The following is a 15,405-nucleotide window of genomic DNA, read 5'->3' as shown; positions in this document are numbered from 1 at the left end:
AGGTCAGAATTGAAAAAACTCTCACCCTTAGAGCCAAAAAGAAGTAAGCACTTACATATTTTTTCTAAATAAAAAAGTAAGCACTTACATTTTTGAGGGAAAAAAGGCAAATAGGCGGGTATGAAAGGACATTCATGTTATACTAATGTAATAATAAGGAGGGATTATGCAAGTCATTCAAAGCAAAAAATTATCAGAACGCTGGCTCTTAACAGCCAATTTATTCGCCAATACTGGTAATGCCATGATTTGGCCCGTCACAACCCTCCACATGACCGTTTCTTTGGGACAAGATTTGACGATGGCGGGTGTTGTCATTTTGTTTTCTTCCCTGATGAATATTTTAGGAGCCTACATTGCTGGTAAGCTATTTGACCGTTGGCGACCGTATCCAACATTGATTGGGGCCAGCTTAATTGCCTTCTTCTCCTTGGTGACCTTGTTCTTCTATAATGGCTGGCCGGTCTTTGCCTTTTTGATGATGACAGCTTCCTTTGGGATTGGTTCGGTTAACACGTTGCTTAATGCTTATGCAACGACTGTCACCGGCAAGAACACACGAATTATTTTTAATAATATGTACATCGTCCTCAATGTTGGGGTGGTAATTGGGACCTTAGCCGTTGGTTATCTTTTTGACTACGGTTTCCAGTGGTTAATGCTTTTGGCAGCGACGCTTTTTCTGATTTTGACAGGGATTGCGGTCAGCATTTTTAATGTCAATACGGACATTGCGCCAGTCATGGATGATGATCAGGCTGAAGAAATCAGTCACGAAGATCATGCAGAACCAATCTTAACGCGTAATCAGCAAGCGGTTAAGGAACCCGCCAAGTTTGAGATGTCACCGTTACTCTGGTTTTTGGCAGCCTTCCTCTTTGTTATTTATCTTTCTTATATGTTGTGGGAGACCGTTATGGCCCCGCATCTGCGCTCGATTGGGATTTCAACACGTCATTATGCAGACCTCTGGGTCTTAAATGGCTTGACAATTATCCTTTTTCAAAAGATAATTTCAACTTGGGCAAACAAGCATCCGTATCGCCTCTCAGTAATTATGGGTGGCTTTGTCTTTGCCTCATCATTTATTTTAATGCTGTTCGTGAACCAATTCTGGCAAATCGTTTTGGTCTTTGAGCTACTGACTTTGGGTGAAATGCTAGCTTCACCACAGGTGCCAGCCTGGGTTGCCCAGTTAACGCCGAAGGAAGTTTCCGGTCAGGCACAAGGCTTTGTCAGCATTATGATTTCACTTGGACGAATGGTTGGGCCTCTTTATGGAGGTATTATGTTGGACCATGGTTGGTTTAACCCGCTGTTCTTCTCCGTATTTATCGCCATGATTGTGGCAAATGTGGGTCTGTTGATTGTGGCCCGAAAAAAGAAGGAATAGTTTTTTATGCAACGTGAAGTAAACCGTAAATTGGCAGTTGGCCTTCTGGCCGGTGTCATTTTTATTTTGGCTGGGGGCATTATTGGCCTTGGTCTTGCGCCAATTGCACCCTTGTTGGTCGCCATTGCTTGGATTATCTTGGTGATGCGTCTCGCGGGTGTCACTTTTCAGGACGCGCAGGCGGCCTTGATTAAGGGAATTGAGGCCGGGATTGCGCCTTTGTTCTTGTTCTTGCTGATTGGCTCAATGATTGCCCTTTGGTTGGGGACGGGTGTGATTCCAACCATGATTTGGTTGGGCTTTAAGCTGATTAACCCAGCTTGGTTCTTGCCAACGGCGCTGTTAACCTCTGCGTTGGTTGGAACGATGATTGGTTCTGCCTTTACGACGATGTCAACGGTCGGGGTGGCCTTGATGGGTGTTGGAACAACCCTTGGCTTTAACCCAGCCTTGGTAGCGGGGATGATTATTTCCGGTGCTATCTTCGGGGATAAGAGCTCACCATTGGCAGACTCGACTAACTTGGCGGCCGCCGTTTCTGGTACTGATCTCTTTGCTCACTTGAAAAATTTGATGTGGACAACCTTGCCGGCCATGGTAGTTACGCTGATTTTAGCCTTTGTCTTTGGCTTTTCGGCCCACCATACAGGTGGGGTTAGCGTCAAGACGGCAGCGGTCACGCAGTTGATTCAGCCAACCTGGTGGGCGATCGTGCCAATTGCCTTGATTCTAATTTCGGCCTTGGCTAAGATTCCGGCCATTCCATCATTGTTGATTAATGTGGTAGTCAACACGGCTTATTACTTGTTGTCCGGACACTCTTTGAAGGCCTGGGCGAACTTGGTGGTTAACGGTTACAAGACGTCATCAACGAATGCGACGCTGGTCGCCTTGTTGGACCGTGGCGGGATGACGGCAATGATGGAAACCATCATGTTGATCATGTTGGCTTTGGCCTTGGGTGGTCTCTTATCAAACCTTGGTATTTTACGAGCAGTGATGAACCCAATTGTTTCGTACCTGAAGAGTCAGAAGTCCATCGTCTTTGCAACCTTGTTGACGGGGATTGCTACGAACTTCTTAGTGGGTGAACAGTATCTTTCAGTGATGTTGCCTGGACAAATTTTTAAGGAAGACTATAAGCGCTTTGGTTTGTCACCATTAGCGTTGTCGCGGGCTATGGAAGATTCGGGAGCGATTGCTAACTACCTGGTCCCATGGGGTGTTGCCGGGGCCTTTGCAAGCCAGACGCTTCACGTGCCAGTCTTGTCCTTCGTGCCCTTTACCTTCTTAGCCTTGTTCTCACCTGTCTTTTCATTGCTTTCGGCTTTGACCGGAATCGGATTGCGTCAGGCTTCCCAAGACGAAGTAGCCAAATAAGTTATTTACTCGATATAAAAATCAGGAGTCGGTCAGAAATGGCCGACTCCTTTCGTCTAATTAGCTAACGGTGGAAAACGATGTTGTGCTTGCAAAAAGGCACCTGATTTAGTATAGTAAATGGATGTGAGTGCAAAGAATGCACGCACTCCTTGCAGCCGTTTGGCTGCCAGAGACCAAAAGGAGGAAAAATACATGGCTACAGCATACGAATTAACATACATTATTCGCCCTGACATGGAAGCAGATGCAAAAAAGGCGCTCGTTGAACGCTTTGACAAGATCTTGGCTGACAACGGTGCGGAAATTATCAAGTCAGCTGACTGGTCTAACCGTCGTTTCGCTTACGAAATCGCTGGTTACCGTGAAGGTACTTACCATGTCGTCAACTTCAACGCTGCATCAGACGAAGCAGTAACTGAATTTGACCGTTTGGCTAAGATTTCATCTGACATCTTGCGTCAAATGATCGTCAAGCGCGACGCTGAATAAGACACAATTCCACCGGGAAAGGACCTAAAAGATGATTAATCGAGTTGTTTTAATTGGACGGTTAACCCGTGACGTGGAATTGCGCTATACCCAATCTGGTGTAGCGGTTGGCTCCTTTTCACTTGCCGTGAATCGGAACTTTACCAATGCCAATGGAGACCGTGAAGCTGATTTTATCAACGCCGTTATCTGGCGAAAATCAGCTGAAAACTTTGCCAACTTTACTGGTAAAGGGGCTTTGGTGGCAATCGAAGGTCGGTTGCAAACGCGTAATTATGAAAATAATGCCGGGCAACGTGTTTATGTAACAGAAGTTGTCGTTGATAACTTCTCACTACTTGAATCAAAGGCTGAAAGTGAACGCCGTCGGGCCCAAAATGGGTCTGGTCAAGGCCAAGACTTCTCTGGCAATAGCCAGGACTTTGGTAACGCTGATCCATTTGCATCCGCAAATCAAAATAACAACCAACAAAGTGGTAACCAGCAGGGGGCAAATCCCTTTGCGGCCAACAATAATTCAGAAATTGATATTTCTGATGATGACCTACCATTTTAACTTTACATCTCATTTGAAAGGAGACAGATTATGCCTGAACAAAACGCACGTCCACAACGTCGTCGCCCACAAGGTGGACCACGCCGTCGTCGTAAGGTTGACTTTATTGCAGCCAACCACATCGAATACGTGGATTACAAGGATACAGAATTGTTGGAACGTTTCATCTCAGAACGCGGTAAGATTTTGCCACGTCGTGTGACTGGAACTTCAGCAAAGAACCAACGCAAGGTTACGGCCGCTATCAAGCGTGCTCGTATCATGGCCTTGTTGCCATTCGTCACTGAAGACTAATGTGCAAGGAAAACCAAGACAATTGTCTTGGTTTTTTTGTTCTAAAAGTCAGCCCTTTGATGGTCGTATGCTCAAAAAGGATTATCACTTTTGCGGTATATGCCAGAGTCGGTCTGACTTTTTTCTTTTGGTTAGCTGGTTAGCTTACTTTTCAACAGTCTTTTGTTCGTATGGTAAAATGTTAGGTAAGTATGTAAGCAAAGAATAGTTGAGGCCTTCATGAAAACATTTTCGAAGCTGCGGGTGTTGTCCCGCTTTCAACAAAATAAAACCTTTATGACAGGAACGATTGGCATGTTTATTGTGGCCTTTGTTTCTTTGATTTTGGCACTTTTGACTAGTTGGATCTTAGGGTTAGTTTGGTTTGTGCTCTTGGTGGCTTTTTTTGCTACCATGCTCAAAGGATTAATCCAGGCAGGTCAATCAAATGAGTCCTACTTAGAGGAGTTGACCTACCGCGTTAAATTAGGCCAACAAGAGGCCATTTTAGAAATGCCGATGGGGATTATTCTTTTGGGTAAAGGGGACCGGATTGTCTGGGTGAATCCCTACCTCCAAAACTTATTGGCTGACCAAGATTTAATTGGCGAAAGCCTGTCGGAGGCAGATGGGGATCTAGCCTTTGCTGTGAAAAATTATGCTGATGATAAGGTTAACCGTTTCTCCTGGCTTGACCGATCCTTTGACATGGCTTATCAGGAACAGTTGGGCGTTATTTACCTCTTAGATGTGAGCCAAAATGAAGCCTTAAACCGCGACTTAGCTGATCACAGGCTGGTCACCGGATTGGTTTCGGTTGATAACTATGAAGAAGTGACAGAAGGAATGCCTGATTCTGAGACGTCGAAGTTGCGGACTTATGTGACTGGACAGTTGACGGATTGGGCTAAAAAGTACCATTTGTACGTCCGCCGTTTGTCACCAGTAACTTACCTCTTGATGGGTTACCAACGTGACTTGGCTAAGGCCGAAGACGAGAAATTCTCGGTGGTTAAGACTGTCCGTGAAGCAACGGCCCAGCAGAATTCACCCCTGACGCTTTCGATGGGAATCGCCTATGGGGAACAAGACATCAATTCTTTGGTTCAATTAGCGCAAACAAACTTGGACTTGGCATTGGGTCGTGGTGGTGATCAAGTGGTTGTGAAGGCAGAAGACATGCCAGCCCGCTTCTATGGTGGAACAACGAATCCGATGGAAAAGCGGACGCGTGTCCGGGCCCGGGTGATTTCACAAACCATTGCCGAATTGATGGATCAATCCGACCAAGTCTTTGTGGTCGGCCATCAGAGGCCAGATATGGATGCCGTTGGTTCGGCAATGGGTCTATGGCGCTTTAGCCAAACACGGGGCAAGAAGGCCTTTGTGGTTGTTAATGAGGACGAAATTTTTTCAGATATCCAATCGCTCTTGGCGACCGTCCGAGCAGATCAGATGGGCGAGGGGGAGCCTGGTGTTGACCTCGGTGCTTCGATTATTAGCGAAAAAGAGGCGCTTGATTTAGCAACGGAGAAGTCATTGCTGATTTTGGTTGACCATGCCAAGGAGGCCTTGGATGGCGCACCTGATTTGTTGAAGGACTTGAAGGATCGGGTTGTGGTTATTGATCACCACCGTTTGGCTGAAAATGGCCTGCCGGATAAGCCAATGCTGACTTATATCGAACCATATGCTTCATCAACGTCAGAGTTGGTAACGGAATTGTTGCAGTACCAGAACCAAAAGGGTGCACCAATTACCGGACTCGAAGCCACTGCCATGCTTGGCGGGATTCAAGTTGATACGAAAAACTTTGTTTTGCGGACGGGATCAAGAACCTTTGATGCGGCTTCGTATTTGCGGGCCAATGGCGCCGATAATGAGTTACTCCAGTCCTTCTTAAAGGAAAAGTTCTCGGACTTTAAGGCCCGAGCAGAATTGATTCACTTAGCTGAGATTAACAATCATTCAGCGATTGCGGTTGGCGATAACGATACCGTCTACCAAAGCGTGATTGCGGCCCAGGCAGCCGATGAACTGCTTCAGGTTGAGGGCGTCAAGGCTTCCTTTGTGCTCACAAAGCGTGATGACGGTCGGGTTGGGATTTCAGCCCGGTCAAACGGCGATTTCAACGTGCAAACAATTATGGAAGACCTTGGTGGTGGCGGCCATTTGTCCAATGCGGCCACGCAAATGTCTGACGTGACGACAGACGAGGCTGCTGACCAGCTTTTGCAAGCAATTGCCAGTCAAGAAGCGGAAGAAGCTGAATAAAACTTTTGACAATGTTGTCATAAAATCAGTAAGATAAAACAAAGTATTTGGCTCGTGATGAACAAGCCCAAAAGGAGGCAAAGATGAAAGTTGTATTTTTGGAAGATGTTAAGGGTCGTGGTAAGAAGGGCGAAGTGAAGGACGTTCCGGATGGTTACGCCAACAACTTCTTAATCAAGAATAAAAAAGCAGAACCAGCAACTGGGAAAAACCTCGGGGCAGTCAAGGGTCGGCAGAAGGCCGAAGAGAAGTTGGCGGCTGAAGAATTGGCTGAAGCCAAGCAGTTGAAGGAAAAGCTAGAAAACGAAAAGACAGTGATCGAAATCAAGGGAAAGGCCGGTACGGATGGTCGTCTCTTTGGAGCTGTTTCAACGAAGCAAATCGTGGCTGCTTTGTCTGACCAATACAAGGTCAAAATCGATAAGCGGAAGCTACTCTTAAATCAGCCAATTCACGCAATGGGCTTCACCACAGTTCCTGTTAAGTTGCACCGCGATGTGATGGCCGACCTCCGAGTGCACGTTAGCGAGGGCTAAAATGGCTGATGTTTCAGTAATGGGCAATGAATATCGACAAGCACCCAATGATGAAGCGGCAGAACGTGCCGTTTTGGGTGCTATTTTCTTTGATGTTCAATCAGAGGCAGCCGTTGTCGCGGCGGAAGCCGTCCTTGACCCAAGCGATTTTTATCGGCAAAAGCACCAAGAAATTTTTAAAGCCATGCAACTGCTGGTTGAAGAAGAACGACCTGTTGATATGTTGACCCTGCAAGACAAGTTGAATGCCATGGGCCAGTTGGAAAATGTTGGCGGGGTCAACTACTTGGTTGAAATTTCACAGGCTTCAGCATCTGCTTCAAACTTAAAATTTTATGCACAAATCGTCCATGAAAAAGCGATTTTGCGGCGATTGATTCAAACGTTAACAGAATCGATGACGTTGGCCTATGACGGGTCCGAACCATCGAGTGAATTACTCGAGGACCTCGGCCGTCAGCTCGACCGTTTGGCCCAAATTCAGGGCGATGATGATTTGCGCCGGATTAAGGACGTTTTGAATGAATTCCAAGAAAATTTGCAGGCAGCCAGCGAAAGCGATAGTAAGGTCATCGGCATCGCCTCGGGCTATGACCAATTAGATGAGTTAACACACGGTTTTCGTGAAGACCAAATGATTGTCATTGGTGCCCGTCCGGCCGTTGGAAAGACGGCTTTCGTCTTGAACATTGCCAAAAACGCAGCCAAAACTGAGAAGAAGCCTGTTGTGATTTTCTCTTTGGAAATGGGTGCTGTTGATTTGGTAACTCGATTAGTCGCTGCAGAAGGTGGAATTGATTCTAATAAATTGACCACTGGTGATATGCAAGAAGAGGATTGGGCTGCATTAACCTTAGCCGTTCAATCGTTGGCGAACATGCAGATTTATATGGATGACACGCCAGGAATTCGGATGGCGCAAATTTCGGCCAAGTTGCGTAAATTAGAGCGCGAGGTTGTGGGGCGCATGCCAGAAGAAGAACGGGATGAAAATCCCCATCCACTAGGGTTGGTGATGATTGACTACTTGGGTTTGATTGAGTCTGCCAATAGTGAAAGTCGCCAGCAGGCCGTTTCTGAAGTTTCTCGTTCGATTAAAAAGTTGGCGAAGGAATTGCATACGCCGATTATTGCCTTGGCTCAGCTTTCGCGTGGCGTTGAGCAGCGTCAAGACCAACGGCCAATTCTTTCGGATTTGCGTGAATCCGGTTCGATTGAGCAGGATGCTGATATCGTGGCCTTTTTGTACCGGGATGACTACCATCCCAACCGAGCAGGTGAGGACGATGATGAGGGTGGCAACCAAGTCGAAGAGGAAACGGTTGTCCCAATTGAAGTCCTTGTTGAAAAGAACCGTGCCGGGGCTAGAGGGAAGGCGGAGTTGATGTTTAACAAGCCAACTTTTAAATTCTCGAACATGGCCGGTACTTATCGTCAGGAGCAATCGGGCTTTGGCCCAATTCCTGATATGTCGCAAGGCTGGTAAATAATCAAATAAAAGCAAAAGGCAGCACATTCAAAATAGATGTGCTGCCTTTTGCTTGTTGTTGAAAATTGTTTTATGATTCCGTTTCGGTTAAATCGGCGAAGGGGGCGTTAATCATCGCCGCCAACTCTTTGGGATTTAACTTATCGGAGCGACCGAGTTCACCGGCCGAAACCAGGAAGTAATCAGCTGTCTCTGCTTCCTTGGCGAAGTAGATGGGAAAGCCGTGGTTCTGCCAAATACCAACGGGGTTGTTGGCACCGTGAACATAGCCGGTGGTAGCCACTAGTTCCTTGAGTGGCAACATATGGGTCTTTTTGTTCCCAGAAACCGCAGCCAATTTCTTCATATCTAGGCGTTTGGTGAGGGGAACAACCGCAATCAAAGGACCGGTTTTGTCACCTTTGACGGCCAGCGTCTTAAAGATGTCGGATTGTTGAATGCCCAATTCATTCATCTTAGTCGCAATCTCTTCTTCACTTAAGTCCAATGCGTTTAGTTCAAGTGGCTCATAGGACACGCCGTGCTTGTCGAGGACTTGTTCGGGTAATGTTTTTTTATCTTTTTTCTTCTTTGCCATGACTCTATTTTAGCACAAGAAAAAAATCAGAGAAAAAGCAGTTAGAACCAATTTTAAAAAGTGGTCGGACCAATTATGCTACAATAGATATTATGTCAGAAGCAATTTATGTAACGGTGCAAGCCGATATCAAACAAAAAATTTATCAGGGTCAGTACGAAGACCTCAAATTACCAGATGAGCGAACATTAGCGGCAGATTACCAGGTTTCACGTTCTTCCATCAAACGGGCCCTCAATGTCTTGGTCCAGCAGGGGATTATCTTTAAGAAGCGTGGGTCTGGAACTTTTGTGAACCCCTTATACCTGAAAAATCAGGCAATCTTTCAACATGAGGGATCAAACTTGGGCGTTTCGGATTCTTTTCGGATTAATGGTCAGGCACCCAGCATTGAGCTCCTGGACTTCCGGGTGATTCAGGCGACGCCAGAGCAGCAATCAGCATTATTTTTAAACGATGGGGATTTCGTTTATGAAATTAAACGCCTCCGTAAATTGGATGGCGTGCCATTCATGATTGAGTATGGTTACGTGCCGATTTCTTTATTGCCGGGGCTTAATCGGGAAACGGTGACCAAATCCATTTACGAATATGTTGAAAAACGCAAGTCCAAGACAGTGACAAGGTCATTTATGACCATCATGACCGAGCCATCCAATGCCGAAGAACAGAAGCTGTTAAAGCTCAAAGCAACTGAACCTGTGGGTATCATGGAAGGGATTTTCTTCATGGATGATGGGACACCGTTGGAATATTCTAATATGCGCTTGCACTACAAATACCTACGTTATAATGCTTTCGTCTCGCTTGGTTCGGAATAAGGAAACTGATTTAGTAAACAATTTTATGGAATGTGTTTAATAAAGCTTAATTGGGCCGGCCCAATTAATAAAGAAATGCAACCAAAAACGAAAAAGTTAGGCCCAAAGGGCTTTTTTTCTTGAATGAATGGAATACTCTCGATATAATAGGACTTGTAAATATATATCCGGAGTTTGCAGAAGCGGGCTTCGTTGAAAGAAAAAGGAGTACTATTTACATGGTTGATTACAACTCAAAAGAGTACTTGGAACTTGTTGATAAGTGGTGGCGTGCAACCAACTATTTGTCAGCTGGGATGATTTTTTTGAAGTCAAACCCATTGTTCTCAGTAACTAAGACGCCTATTCAAGCTGAAGATGTTAAGGTTAAGCCAATCGGACACTGGGGAACTATCTCAGGTCAAACATTCTTGTATGCTCATGCTAACCGTTTGATCAACAAGTATGACTTGAACATGTTCTACATCGGTGGCCCTGGTCACGGTGGCCAAGTCATGGTTACGAACGCTTACCTTGATGGTGAATATACTGCTGATTACCCAGAAGTTACTCAAGACTTGAAGGGTATGTCAACTTTGTTCAAGCGCTTCTCATTCCCAGGTGGAATTGGTTCACACATGACTGCCCAAACTCCAGGTTCATTGCATGAAGGTGGAGAATTGGGTTACTCATTGTCACATGCATTCGGTGCTGTTCTGGACAACCCTGACCAAATCGCTTTTGCCGTTGTTGGTGATGGTGAAGCCGAAACTGGCCCATCAATGACTTCATGGCACTCAATCAAGTTCTTGAATGCCAAGAACGATGGTGCTGTTTTGCCAATCTTGGATTTGAACGGATTTAAGATCTCAAACCCAACTGTCTTTTCACGTATGTCAGATGAAGAAATCAAGGACTTCTTTGCAGGTCTTGGTTACTCAGCTCGTTTCATCGAAAACGATGACATCCATGACTACATGGCTTACCATGAAAAGGCTGCTGATATCTTCGATACTGCTATTGAAGACATCCAAGCTATCCAAAAGGATGCTCGTGAAAACGGTAAGTATGAAGATGGTACAATTCCTGCATGGCCAGTGATTATTGCTCGCTTGCCAAAGGGTTGGGGTGGACCTACCCACGACCAAGCTGGAATGCCAATCGAAGATTCATTCCGTGCCCACCAAGTTCCATTGCCTTTGGCACAAGGAAAGTTGGACACATTGCCACAATTCGAAGAATGGATGAACTCATACAAGCCTGAAGAATTGTTTAACGCTGATGGTTCATTGAAGGATGAATTGAAGGCTATCGCTCCTAAGGGCGACAAGCGTATGTCAGCTAACCCAATCGCTAACGGTGGTCGTAAGCGCGGTGAAGATCTTAAGGATCTTGACTTGCCAGACTGGCGCGATTACGTAAACGACATCAACGCAGACAACCGTGGAACTATCTTGCCAGATGGTAACCGCAACATGGACATGTTCACTTTGTCAAACTACCTTGAAAAGGTAATGCAAATGAACCCTAAGTCATTCCGTGTCTTTGGTCCTGATGAAACGATGTCAAACCGTTTGTGGTCATTGTTTGATACTACTAACCGTCAATGGATGGAAGAAGTTAAGAACCCTAACGACCAATACGAAGCTCCAGAAGGCCGTATCTTGGATGCTCAATTGTCAGAGCACCAAGCTGAAGGTTGGCTTGAAGGTTATACTTTGACTGGTCGTGTTGGAATCTTCGCTTCATACGAATCATTCTTGCGCGTTGTTGACTCAATGATTACTCAGCACTTCAAGTGGTTGCGTCACGCTTCAGAACAAGCATGGCGTAATGACTACCCATCATTGAACTTGATTTCTACTTCAACTGCTTTCCAGCAGGACCACAACGGTTACACTCACCAGGATCCTGGTATGTTGACTCACTTGGCCGAAAAGAAGTCAAACTTCATCCGTCAATACTTGCCAGCCGATGGTAACTCAACTTTGGCAGTGATGGAACGTGCCTTCAGCGAACACTCAAAGGTTAACCACATGGTTATCTCAAAGCAACCACGTCAACAGTGGTTCTCAGCTGCTGAAGCTGAAGTGTTGGCTACTGAAGGTTTGAAGGTTATCGATTGGGCATCTACTGCACCATCAGCTGATGTGGACATCACATTTGCTTCTGCTGGTACAGAACCAACAATCGAAACTTTGGCCGCATTGTGGTTGGTTAACCAGGAATTCCCTGAAGTTAAGTTCCGCTATGTAAACGTTGTTGAATTGCTTCGTTTGCAGAAAAAGTCAGAATCAGCTGGAAACGACGAACGTGAATTGTCAGATGACGAATTCAACAAGTTCTTCCAAGCTGATACACCAGTTATCTTCGGATTCCACGGATACGAAGACTTGGTTGAATCATTCTTCTTCGAGCGTAAGTTCCGCGGTGACGTCTTTGTTCACGGATACCGTGAAGATGGTGACATCACAACTACTTACGACATGCGTGTTTACTCACACCTTGATCGTTTCCACCAAGCTAAGGAAGCTGTTGCTGTCCTTGCAGACCGTGGTGCAGTTGATCAAGCTGCTGCCGATACATTCATCACTAAGATGGATGACATCTTGGCAAAGCACATGAAGGTGACCCGTGAAGAAGGTCGCGATATCGAAGAATTCACTAAGTGGCAATGGTCTGCTTTGAAGTAAGCTATTAACACTTGAAAGAATCGCCTCGGCGGTTCTTTTTTTATACTCATTTATCGGCAAAGCCTAACTAAACTTTGCTATAATTGACATAATCTTGAAAAGGGGCTAATTTTATGCAAGCAATTAAACTTGTTTCGATTGATATTGACGGCACGCTTTATAACGATAATCGCGAGATTACACCGGCGGTAAAAAGTGCTATCCAAAAAGCGACGGCACAGGGTGTTCATGTGGTGATTACCACTGGGCGACCAGAGACAGGCGTTAAGAAGATTTTGAATGAATTAGATCTCTTGGGCGAAGACCATTATGTGATTACCCACAATGGCGGCTTGGTCCAAACAACGGATGGTCAAAAGACTCTCCACCGTGCTGCCTTGCCATGGACCACTTTTTTGAAGGCACAGCAATTTGCAGCGGATAATAACACCTATATTCAGGTTGAGTCAGACTCTGACGCTTATACGGTGATGACGAATGTGAATGTCTTTGCTAGTCAGGAGAACTTTGTGGTCAGTCTCCCATTGACCATTAAGGACGAAGTTTCAGAGTTGAAGGAAACCTCCTTTGTCAAGGCAATTGCTATTGGTGACGAGGCCTTTATGGATAGCATTCAGGCAAAGGTACCGGCAGAGCTGAAGCAAGAGGCCAATGTGGTTCGTTCAACCCCAAATAACCTTGAATTTATGAATACGGCTGCTTCTAAGGGCCAGGCGCTGTTGGCCTTGGCCAAGGAATTGGGCATCGACCAGTCAGAAACAATGGCGATTGGTGACCAGGAAAACGATCATACGATGATTGAAGCTGCCGGAATTGGAGTCGCCATGGGAAATGCGGTGCCATCAATTAAGGCTATTGCTAACCAGGAGACGACTGATAACAACCATGATGGTGTCGCAAAAGCCATCGAGCGCTTTATTTTAGCCGATTAATTGGTAGCAATAGATTAGTAACTTAAGATTACAAGCGACGATGATAAAATCAGTCGCTTTTTTTGCCCAGTTGTCCTGATTTTATTGTTATAATATATAAGAAATCGTTGTTCTTTAATCTGGAGTAGCAAAAATGACTAAGTCAAACCTAAAACTCTTTTCTCTCTCATCGAACCACCCCTTAGCAGAAAAAATTGCTGCTGAAGTCGGTGTGCCATTAAGTGACATCTCGGTGAAGCGCTTTGCTGATGGTGAAGTGCAAATTAACATTGAAGAATCTGTCCGTGGCGCAGATGTCTTTGTGATTCAATCAACATCCCAACCGGTTAACGATAACCTGATGGAATTGTTGATTATGATTGATGCCTTGAAGCGGGCATCAGCCGACCAAATCAACGTGGTTTTGCCTTATTACGGTTATGCTCGTCAGGACCGGAAGGCTCGCTCACGTGAACCAATTACAGCCAAGTTGGTTGCTAATATGATTGAACGAGCAGGAGCCACTCGCGTGATGGCTCTGGACTTGCACGCTGCTCAAATTCAAGGGTTTTTTGACCTACCAATGGATCACTTGCAGGGAGCTCCATTGTTGGCCGATTACTTGATTGAAACTGGTATTGCCGACAAGGAAAACGCCGTTGTTGTTTCACCTGATCACGGTGGAATGACACGTGCCCGCAATTTGAACAACATGCTTGGTTTGGAAGCGCCGGTTGCCGTGATTGACAAGCGTCGTCCGAAGCCAAACGTGGCAGAGGTTGGCTCAATTGTTGGTGATGTTGCTGGTAAAACGGCCATCATGGTCGATGACATGATTGATACAGCCGGAACGATTACGCAGGGTGCTCAATTAGTGTTGGAGCACGGTGCTACGGAAGTTTACGTGGCCGCATCACACGCTGTCTTCTCAGGACCAGCTTTGGAACGTTTGCAAAATTCCGTTTTCACTAAGGTGATTGTGACCGATTCCATTAACTTGCCAGACTCAAAGAAGTTTGACAAGCTGGAAATTGTTTCTGTTGGTGAGTTGATTGGTGAAGCTATTCGCCGTGTTTCATTGAACGAAGCGATTAGTCCAATGTTTAAGCACCGCTTCCGCCGTCGTAGTTCACAAGAAGACTAAGGCGTTTACAGGAAAGATAAAGTAACTATTGAGAGACTGTTTTTGGCCAGAGTGCTAAAAATAGTCTTTTTTGTGAGGATTATTCGTAAATTGGCTGAAAGGCCAATTTTTTATGTTACAATAACGAATGAAAAATGTTTTAATTGGAGACGCGTATGTATAAAATTTTAGTGGTTGATGATGAAAAGCCAATTTCGGATATCATCAAGTTTAACTTGGTAAAAGAAGGTTACGAGGTCGTAACGGCTGGTGACGGAGCCGAGGCATTGGAATTGTACAAGTCAGAAAATCCTGATTTGGTATTGTTAGATCAAATGCTTCCTGAAGTTGAAGGAATTGAAGTTTTGCGTCAAATTCGGGCTAAGGATAAGACACCAGTTATTATGGTGACGGCTAAGGACTCTGAAATTGATAAGGTTATTGGTTTGGAAATGGGGGCTGATGACTACATCACTAAGCCATTCTCGAACCGTGAATTAGTTGCCCGAGTGAAGGCGAACTTGCGTAATCGTCACACGCCAAGTCGGTCAGATGACCCAGCGGTTAACCAAGAAGACATTCAACTTGGTAACTTGATTATCCATACAAAGACCTATATGGTCACCAAAGACGGTGTTGACCTTGAATTGACGCACCGTGAGTTTGAATTGCTCTCATACATGGCCCAACATATCGGCCAAGTCATGAACCGTGAAAACCTACTTCGTCAGGTTTGGGGTTACGATTATTTCGGCGATGTTCGTGCGGTCGATGTGACAGTTCGTCGTTTGCGTGAGAAAATTGAAGATGTACCATCACATCCTGTTTGGTTAGGAACGCGTCGTGGTGTTGGTTATTACCTCTCATCAGGTAAGAACCCAAATAAATAAAAACTATGAAAGGACGGG

Annotated in this window: 14 protein-coding genes; 13 read left to right on the top strand and 1 reads right to left on the bottom strand. The window is 45.4% G+C overall.

What is annotated here, in order from left to right; all coding sequences use genetic code 11:
- Positions 1 to 166: 166 nt before the first annotated feature.
- From FEFB_RS03785 to dnaB, 8 genes are all read left to right on the top strand, one after another.
- Positions 167 to 1,393: an MFS transporter gene (locus tag FEFB_RS03785; protein WP_047974921.1), complete on the top strand. Its 1,227-nt coding sequence runs from the start codon at positions 167 to 169 to the stop codon at positions 1,391 to 1,393.
- Positions 1,394 to 1,399: 6 nt separating this feature from the next.
- Positions 1,400 to 2,773, top strand: coding sequence for a Na+/H+ antiporter NhaC family protein (locus FEFB_RS03780; protein ID WP_047974920.1), 1,374 nt, complete (start codon positions 1,400 to 1,402; stop codon positions 2,771 to 2,773).
- 195 nt (positions 2,774 to 2,968) lie between these two features.
- Complete coding sequence (rpsF, locus tag FEFB_RS03775) at positions 2,969 to 3,265, top strand: 30S ribosomal protein S6 (protein WP_047974919.1); 297 nt, start codon at positions 2,969 to 2,971, stop codon at positions 3,263 to 3,265.
- Between the two features lie 31 nt (positions 3,266 to 3,296).
- Entirely contained in the window at positions 3,297 to 3,821 is a 525-nt protein-coding gene (gene ssb / locus FEFB_RS03770) for a single-stranded DNA-binding protein (protein ID WP_047974918.1), read from the top strand.
- Between the two features lie 30 nt (positions 3,822 to 3,851).
- Positions 3,852 to 4,115, top strand: coding sequence for a 30S ribosomal protein S18 (rpsR, locus tag FEFB_RS03765; RefSeq protein ID WP_047974917.1), 264 nt, complete (start codon positions 3,852 to 3,854; stop codon positions 4,113 to 4,115).
- Positions 4,116 to 4,334: 219 nt separating this feature from the next.
- Entirely contained in the window at positions 4,335 to 6,368 is a 2,034-nt protein-coding gene (locus tag FEFB_RS03760; RefSeq protein WP_047974916.1) for a DHH family phosphoesterase, read from the top strand.
- Positions 6,369 to 6,451: 83 nt separating this feature from the next.
- Positions 6,452 to 6,904, top strand: a complete 453-nt coding sequence (gene rplI / locus FEFB_RS03755) for a 50S ribosomal protein L9 (RefSeq protein ID WP_047974915.1) — start codon at positions 6,452 to 6,454, stop codon at positions 6,902 to 6,904.
- A gap of 1 nt (position 6,905) precedes the next feature.
- Entirely contained in the window at positions 6,906 to 8,390 is a 1,485-nt protein-coding gene (gene dnaB, locus FEFB_RS03750) for a replicative DNA helicase (protein ID WP_152666231.1), read from the top strand.
- A 73-nt stretch (positions 8,391 to 8,463) separates the two neighbouring features.
- Here the strand turns inward: dnaB and FEFB_RS03745 are convergent, their stop codons facing one another.
- A complete protein-coding gene (locus FEFB_RS03745) occupies positions 8,464 to 8,970 on the bottom strand; it encodes an aminoacyl-tRNA deacylase (RefSeq protein ID WP_047974914.1) in 507 nt (168 codons plus the stop codon).
- Between the two features lie 92 nt (positions 8,971 to 9,062).
- Between FEFB_RS03745 and FEFB_RS03740 the strand changes: the two genes are divergently transcribed.
- The 5 genes from FEFB_RS03740 to yycF all read left to right on the top strand — a co-directional run bounded on the left by FEFB_RS03740 (position 9,063) and on the right by yycF (position 15,387).
- Positions 9,063 to 9,791, top strand: coding sequence for a GntR family transcriptional regulator (locus FEFB_RS03740; RefSeq protein ID WP_047974913.1), 729 nt, complete (start codon positions 9,063 to 9,065; stop codon positions 9,789 to 9,791).
- 218 nt (positions 9,792 to 10,009) lie between these two features.
- Positions 10,010 to 12,463, top strand: a complete 2,454-nt coding sequence (locus FEFB_RS03735) for a phosphoketolase (protein WP_047974912.1) — start codon at positions 10,010 to 10,012, stop codon at positions 12,461 to 12,463.
- A gap of 113 nt (positions 12,464 to 12,576) precedes the next feature.
- Positions 12,577 to 13,395, top strand: a complete 819-nt coding sequence (locus FEFB_RS03730) for a Cof-type HAD-IIB family hydrolase (protein WP_047974911.1) — start codon at positions 12,577 to 12,579, stop codon at positions 13,393 to 13,395.
- 133 nt (positions 13,396 to 13,528) lie between these two features.
- Complete coding sequence (locus FEFB_RS03725; protein ID WP_047974910.1) at positions 13,529 to 14,518, top strand: ribose-phosphate diphosphokinase; 990 nt, start codon at positions 13,529 to 13,531, stop codon at positions 14,516 to 14,518.
- Between the two features lie 155 nt (positions 14,519 to 14,673).
- Complete coding sequence (gene yycF, locus FEFB_RS03720) at positions 14,674 to 15,387, top strand: response regulator YycF (protein WP_047974909.1); 714 nt, start codon at positions 14,674 to 14,676, stop codon at positions 15,385 to 15,387.
- The last annotated feature ends 18 nt before the right edge of the window (positions 15,388 to 15,405 follow it).

The sequence above is a fragment of the Fructobacillus sp. EFB-N1 genome (genome assembly GCF_001038455.1).
Lineage (GTDB): Bacteria > Bacillota > Bacilli > Lactobacillales > Lactobacillaceae > Fructobacillus > Fructobacillus cardui.
The sequence above is the reverse complement of the archived record's forward strand: the minus strand, read 5'-3'. Positions and strand labels throughout refer to the sequence as shown.

What these genes read in the sequence shown, in the direction of transcription:
- FEFB_RS03725 (WP_047974910.1), top strand. Translation starts at nt 13,529, where the DNA reads ATGACTAAGTCAAACCTAAAACTCTTTTCTCTCTCATCGAACCACCCC.
- dnaB (WP_152666231.1), top strand. Translation starts at nt 6,906, where the DNA reads ATGGCTGATGTTTCAGTAATGGGCAATGAATATCGACAAGCACCCAAT.
- rplI (WP_047974915.1), top strand. Translation starts at nt 6,452, where the DNA reads ATGAAAGTTGTATTTTTGGAAGATGTTAAGGGTCGTGGTAAGAAGGGC.
- FEFB_RS03740 (WP_047974913.1), top strand. Translation starts at nt 9,063, where the DNA reads ATGTCAGAAGCAATTTATGTAACGGTGCAAGCCGATATCAAACAAAAA.
- ssb (WP_047974918.1), top strand. Translation starts at nt 3,297, where the DNA reads ATGATTAATCGAGTTGTTTTAATTGGACGGTTAACCCGTGACGTGGAA.
- FEFB_RS03745 (WP_047974914.1), bottom strand. Translation starts at nt 8,970, where the DNA reads ATGGCAAAGAAGAAAAAAGATAAAAAAACATTACCCGAACAAGTCCTC.
- FEFB_RS03780 (WP_047974920.1), top strand. Translation starts at nt 1,400, where the DNA reads ATGCAACGTGAAGTAAACCGTAAATTGGCAGTTGGCCTTCTGGCCGGT.
- rpsF (WP_047974919.1), top strand. Translation starts at nt 2,969, where the DNA reads ATGGCTACAGCATACGAATTAACATACATTATTCGCCCTGACATGGAA.
- FEFB_RS03760 (WP_047974916.1), top strand. Translation starts at nt 4,335, where the DNA reads ATGAAAACATTTTCGAAGCTGCGGGTGTTGTCCCGCTTTCAACAAAAT.
- FEFB_RS03735 (WP_047974912.1), top strand. Translation starts at nt 10,010, where the DNA reads ATGGTTGATTACAACTCAAAAGAGTACTTGGAACTTGTTGATAAGTGG.
- FEFB_RS03785 (WP_047974921.1), top strand. Translation starts at nt 167, where the DNA reads ATGCAAGTCATTCAAAGCAAAAAATTATCAGAACGCTGGCTCTTAACA.
- rpsR (WP_047974917.1), top strand. Translation starts at nt 3,852, where the DNA reads ATGCCTGAACAAAACGCACGTCCACAACGTCGTCGCCCACAAGGTGGA.
- yycF (WP_047974909.1), top strand. Translation starts at nt 14,674, where the DNA reads ATGTATAAAATTTTAGTGGTTGATGATGAAAAGCCAATTTCGGATATC.
- FEFB_RS03730 (WP_047974911.1), top strand. Translation starts at nt 12,577, where the DNA reads ATGCAAGCAATTAAACTTGTTTCGATTGATATTGACGGCACGCTTTAT.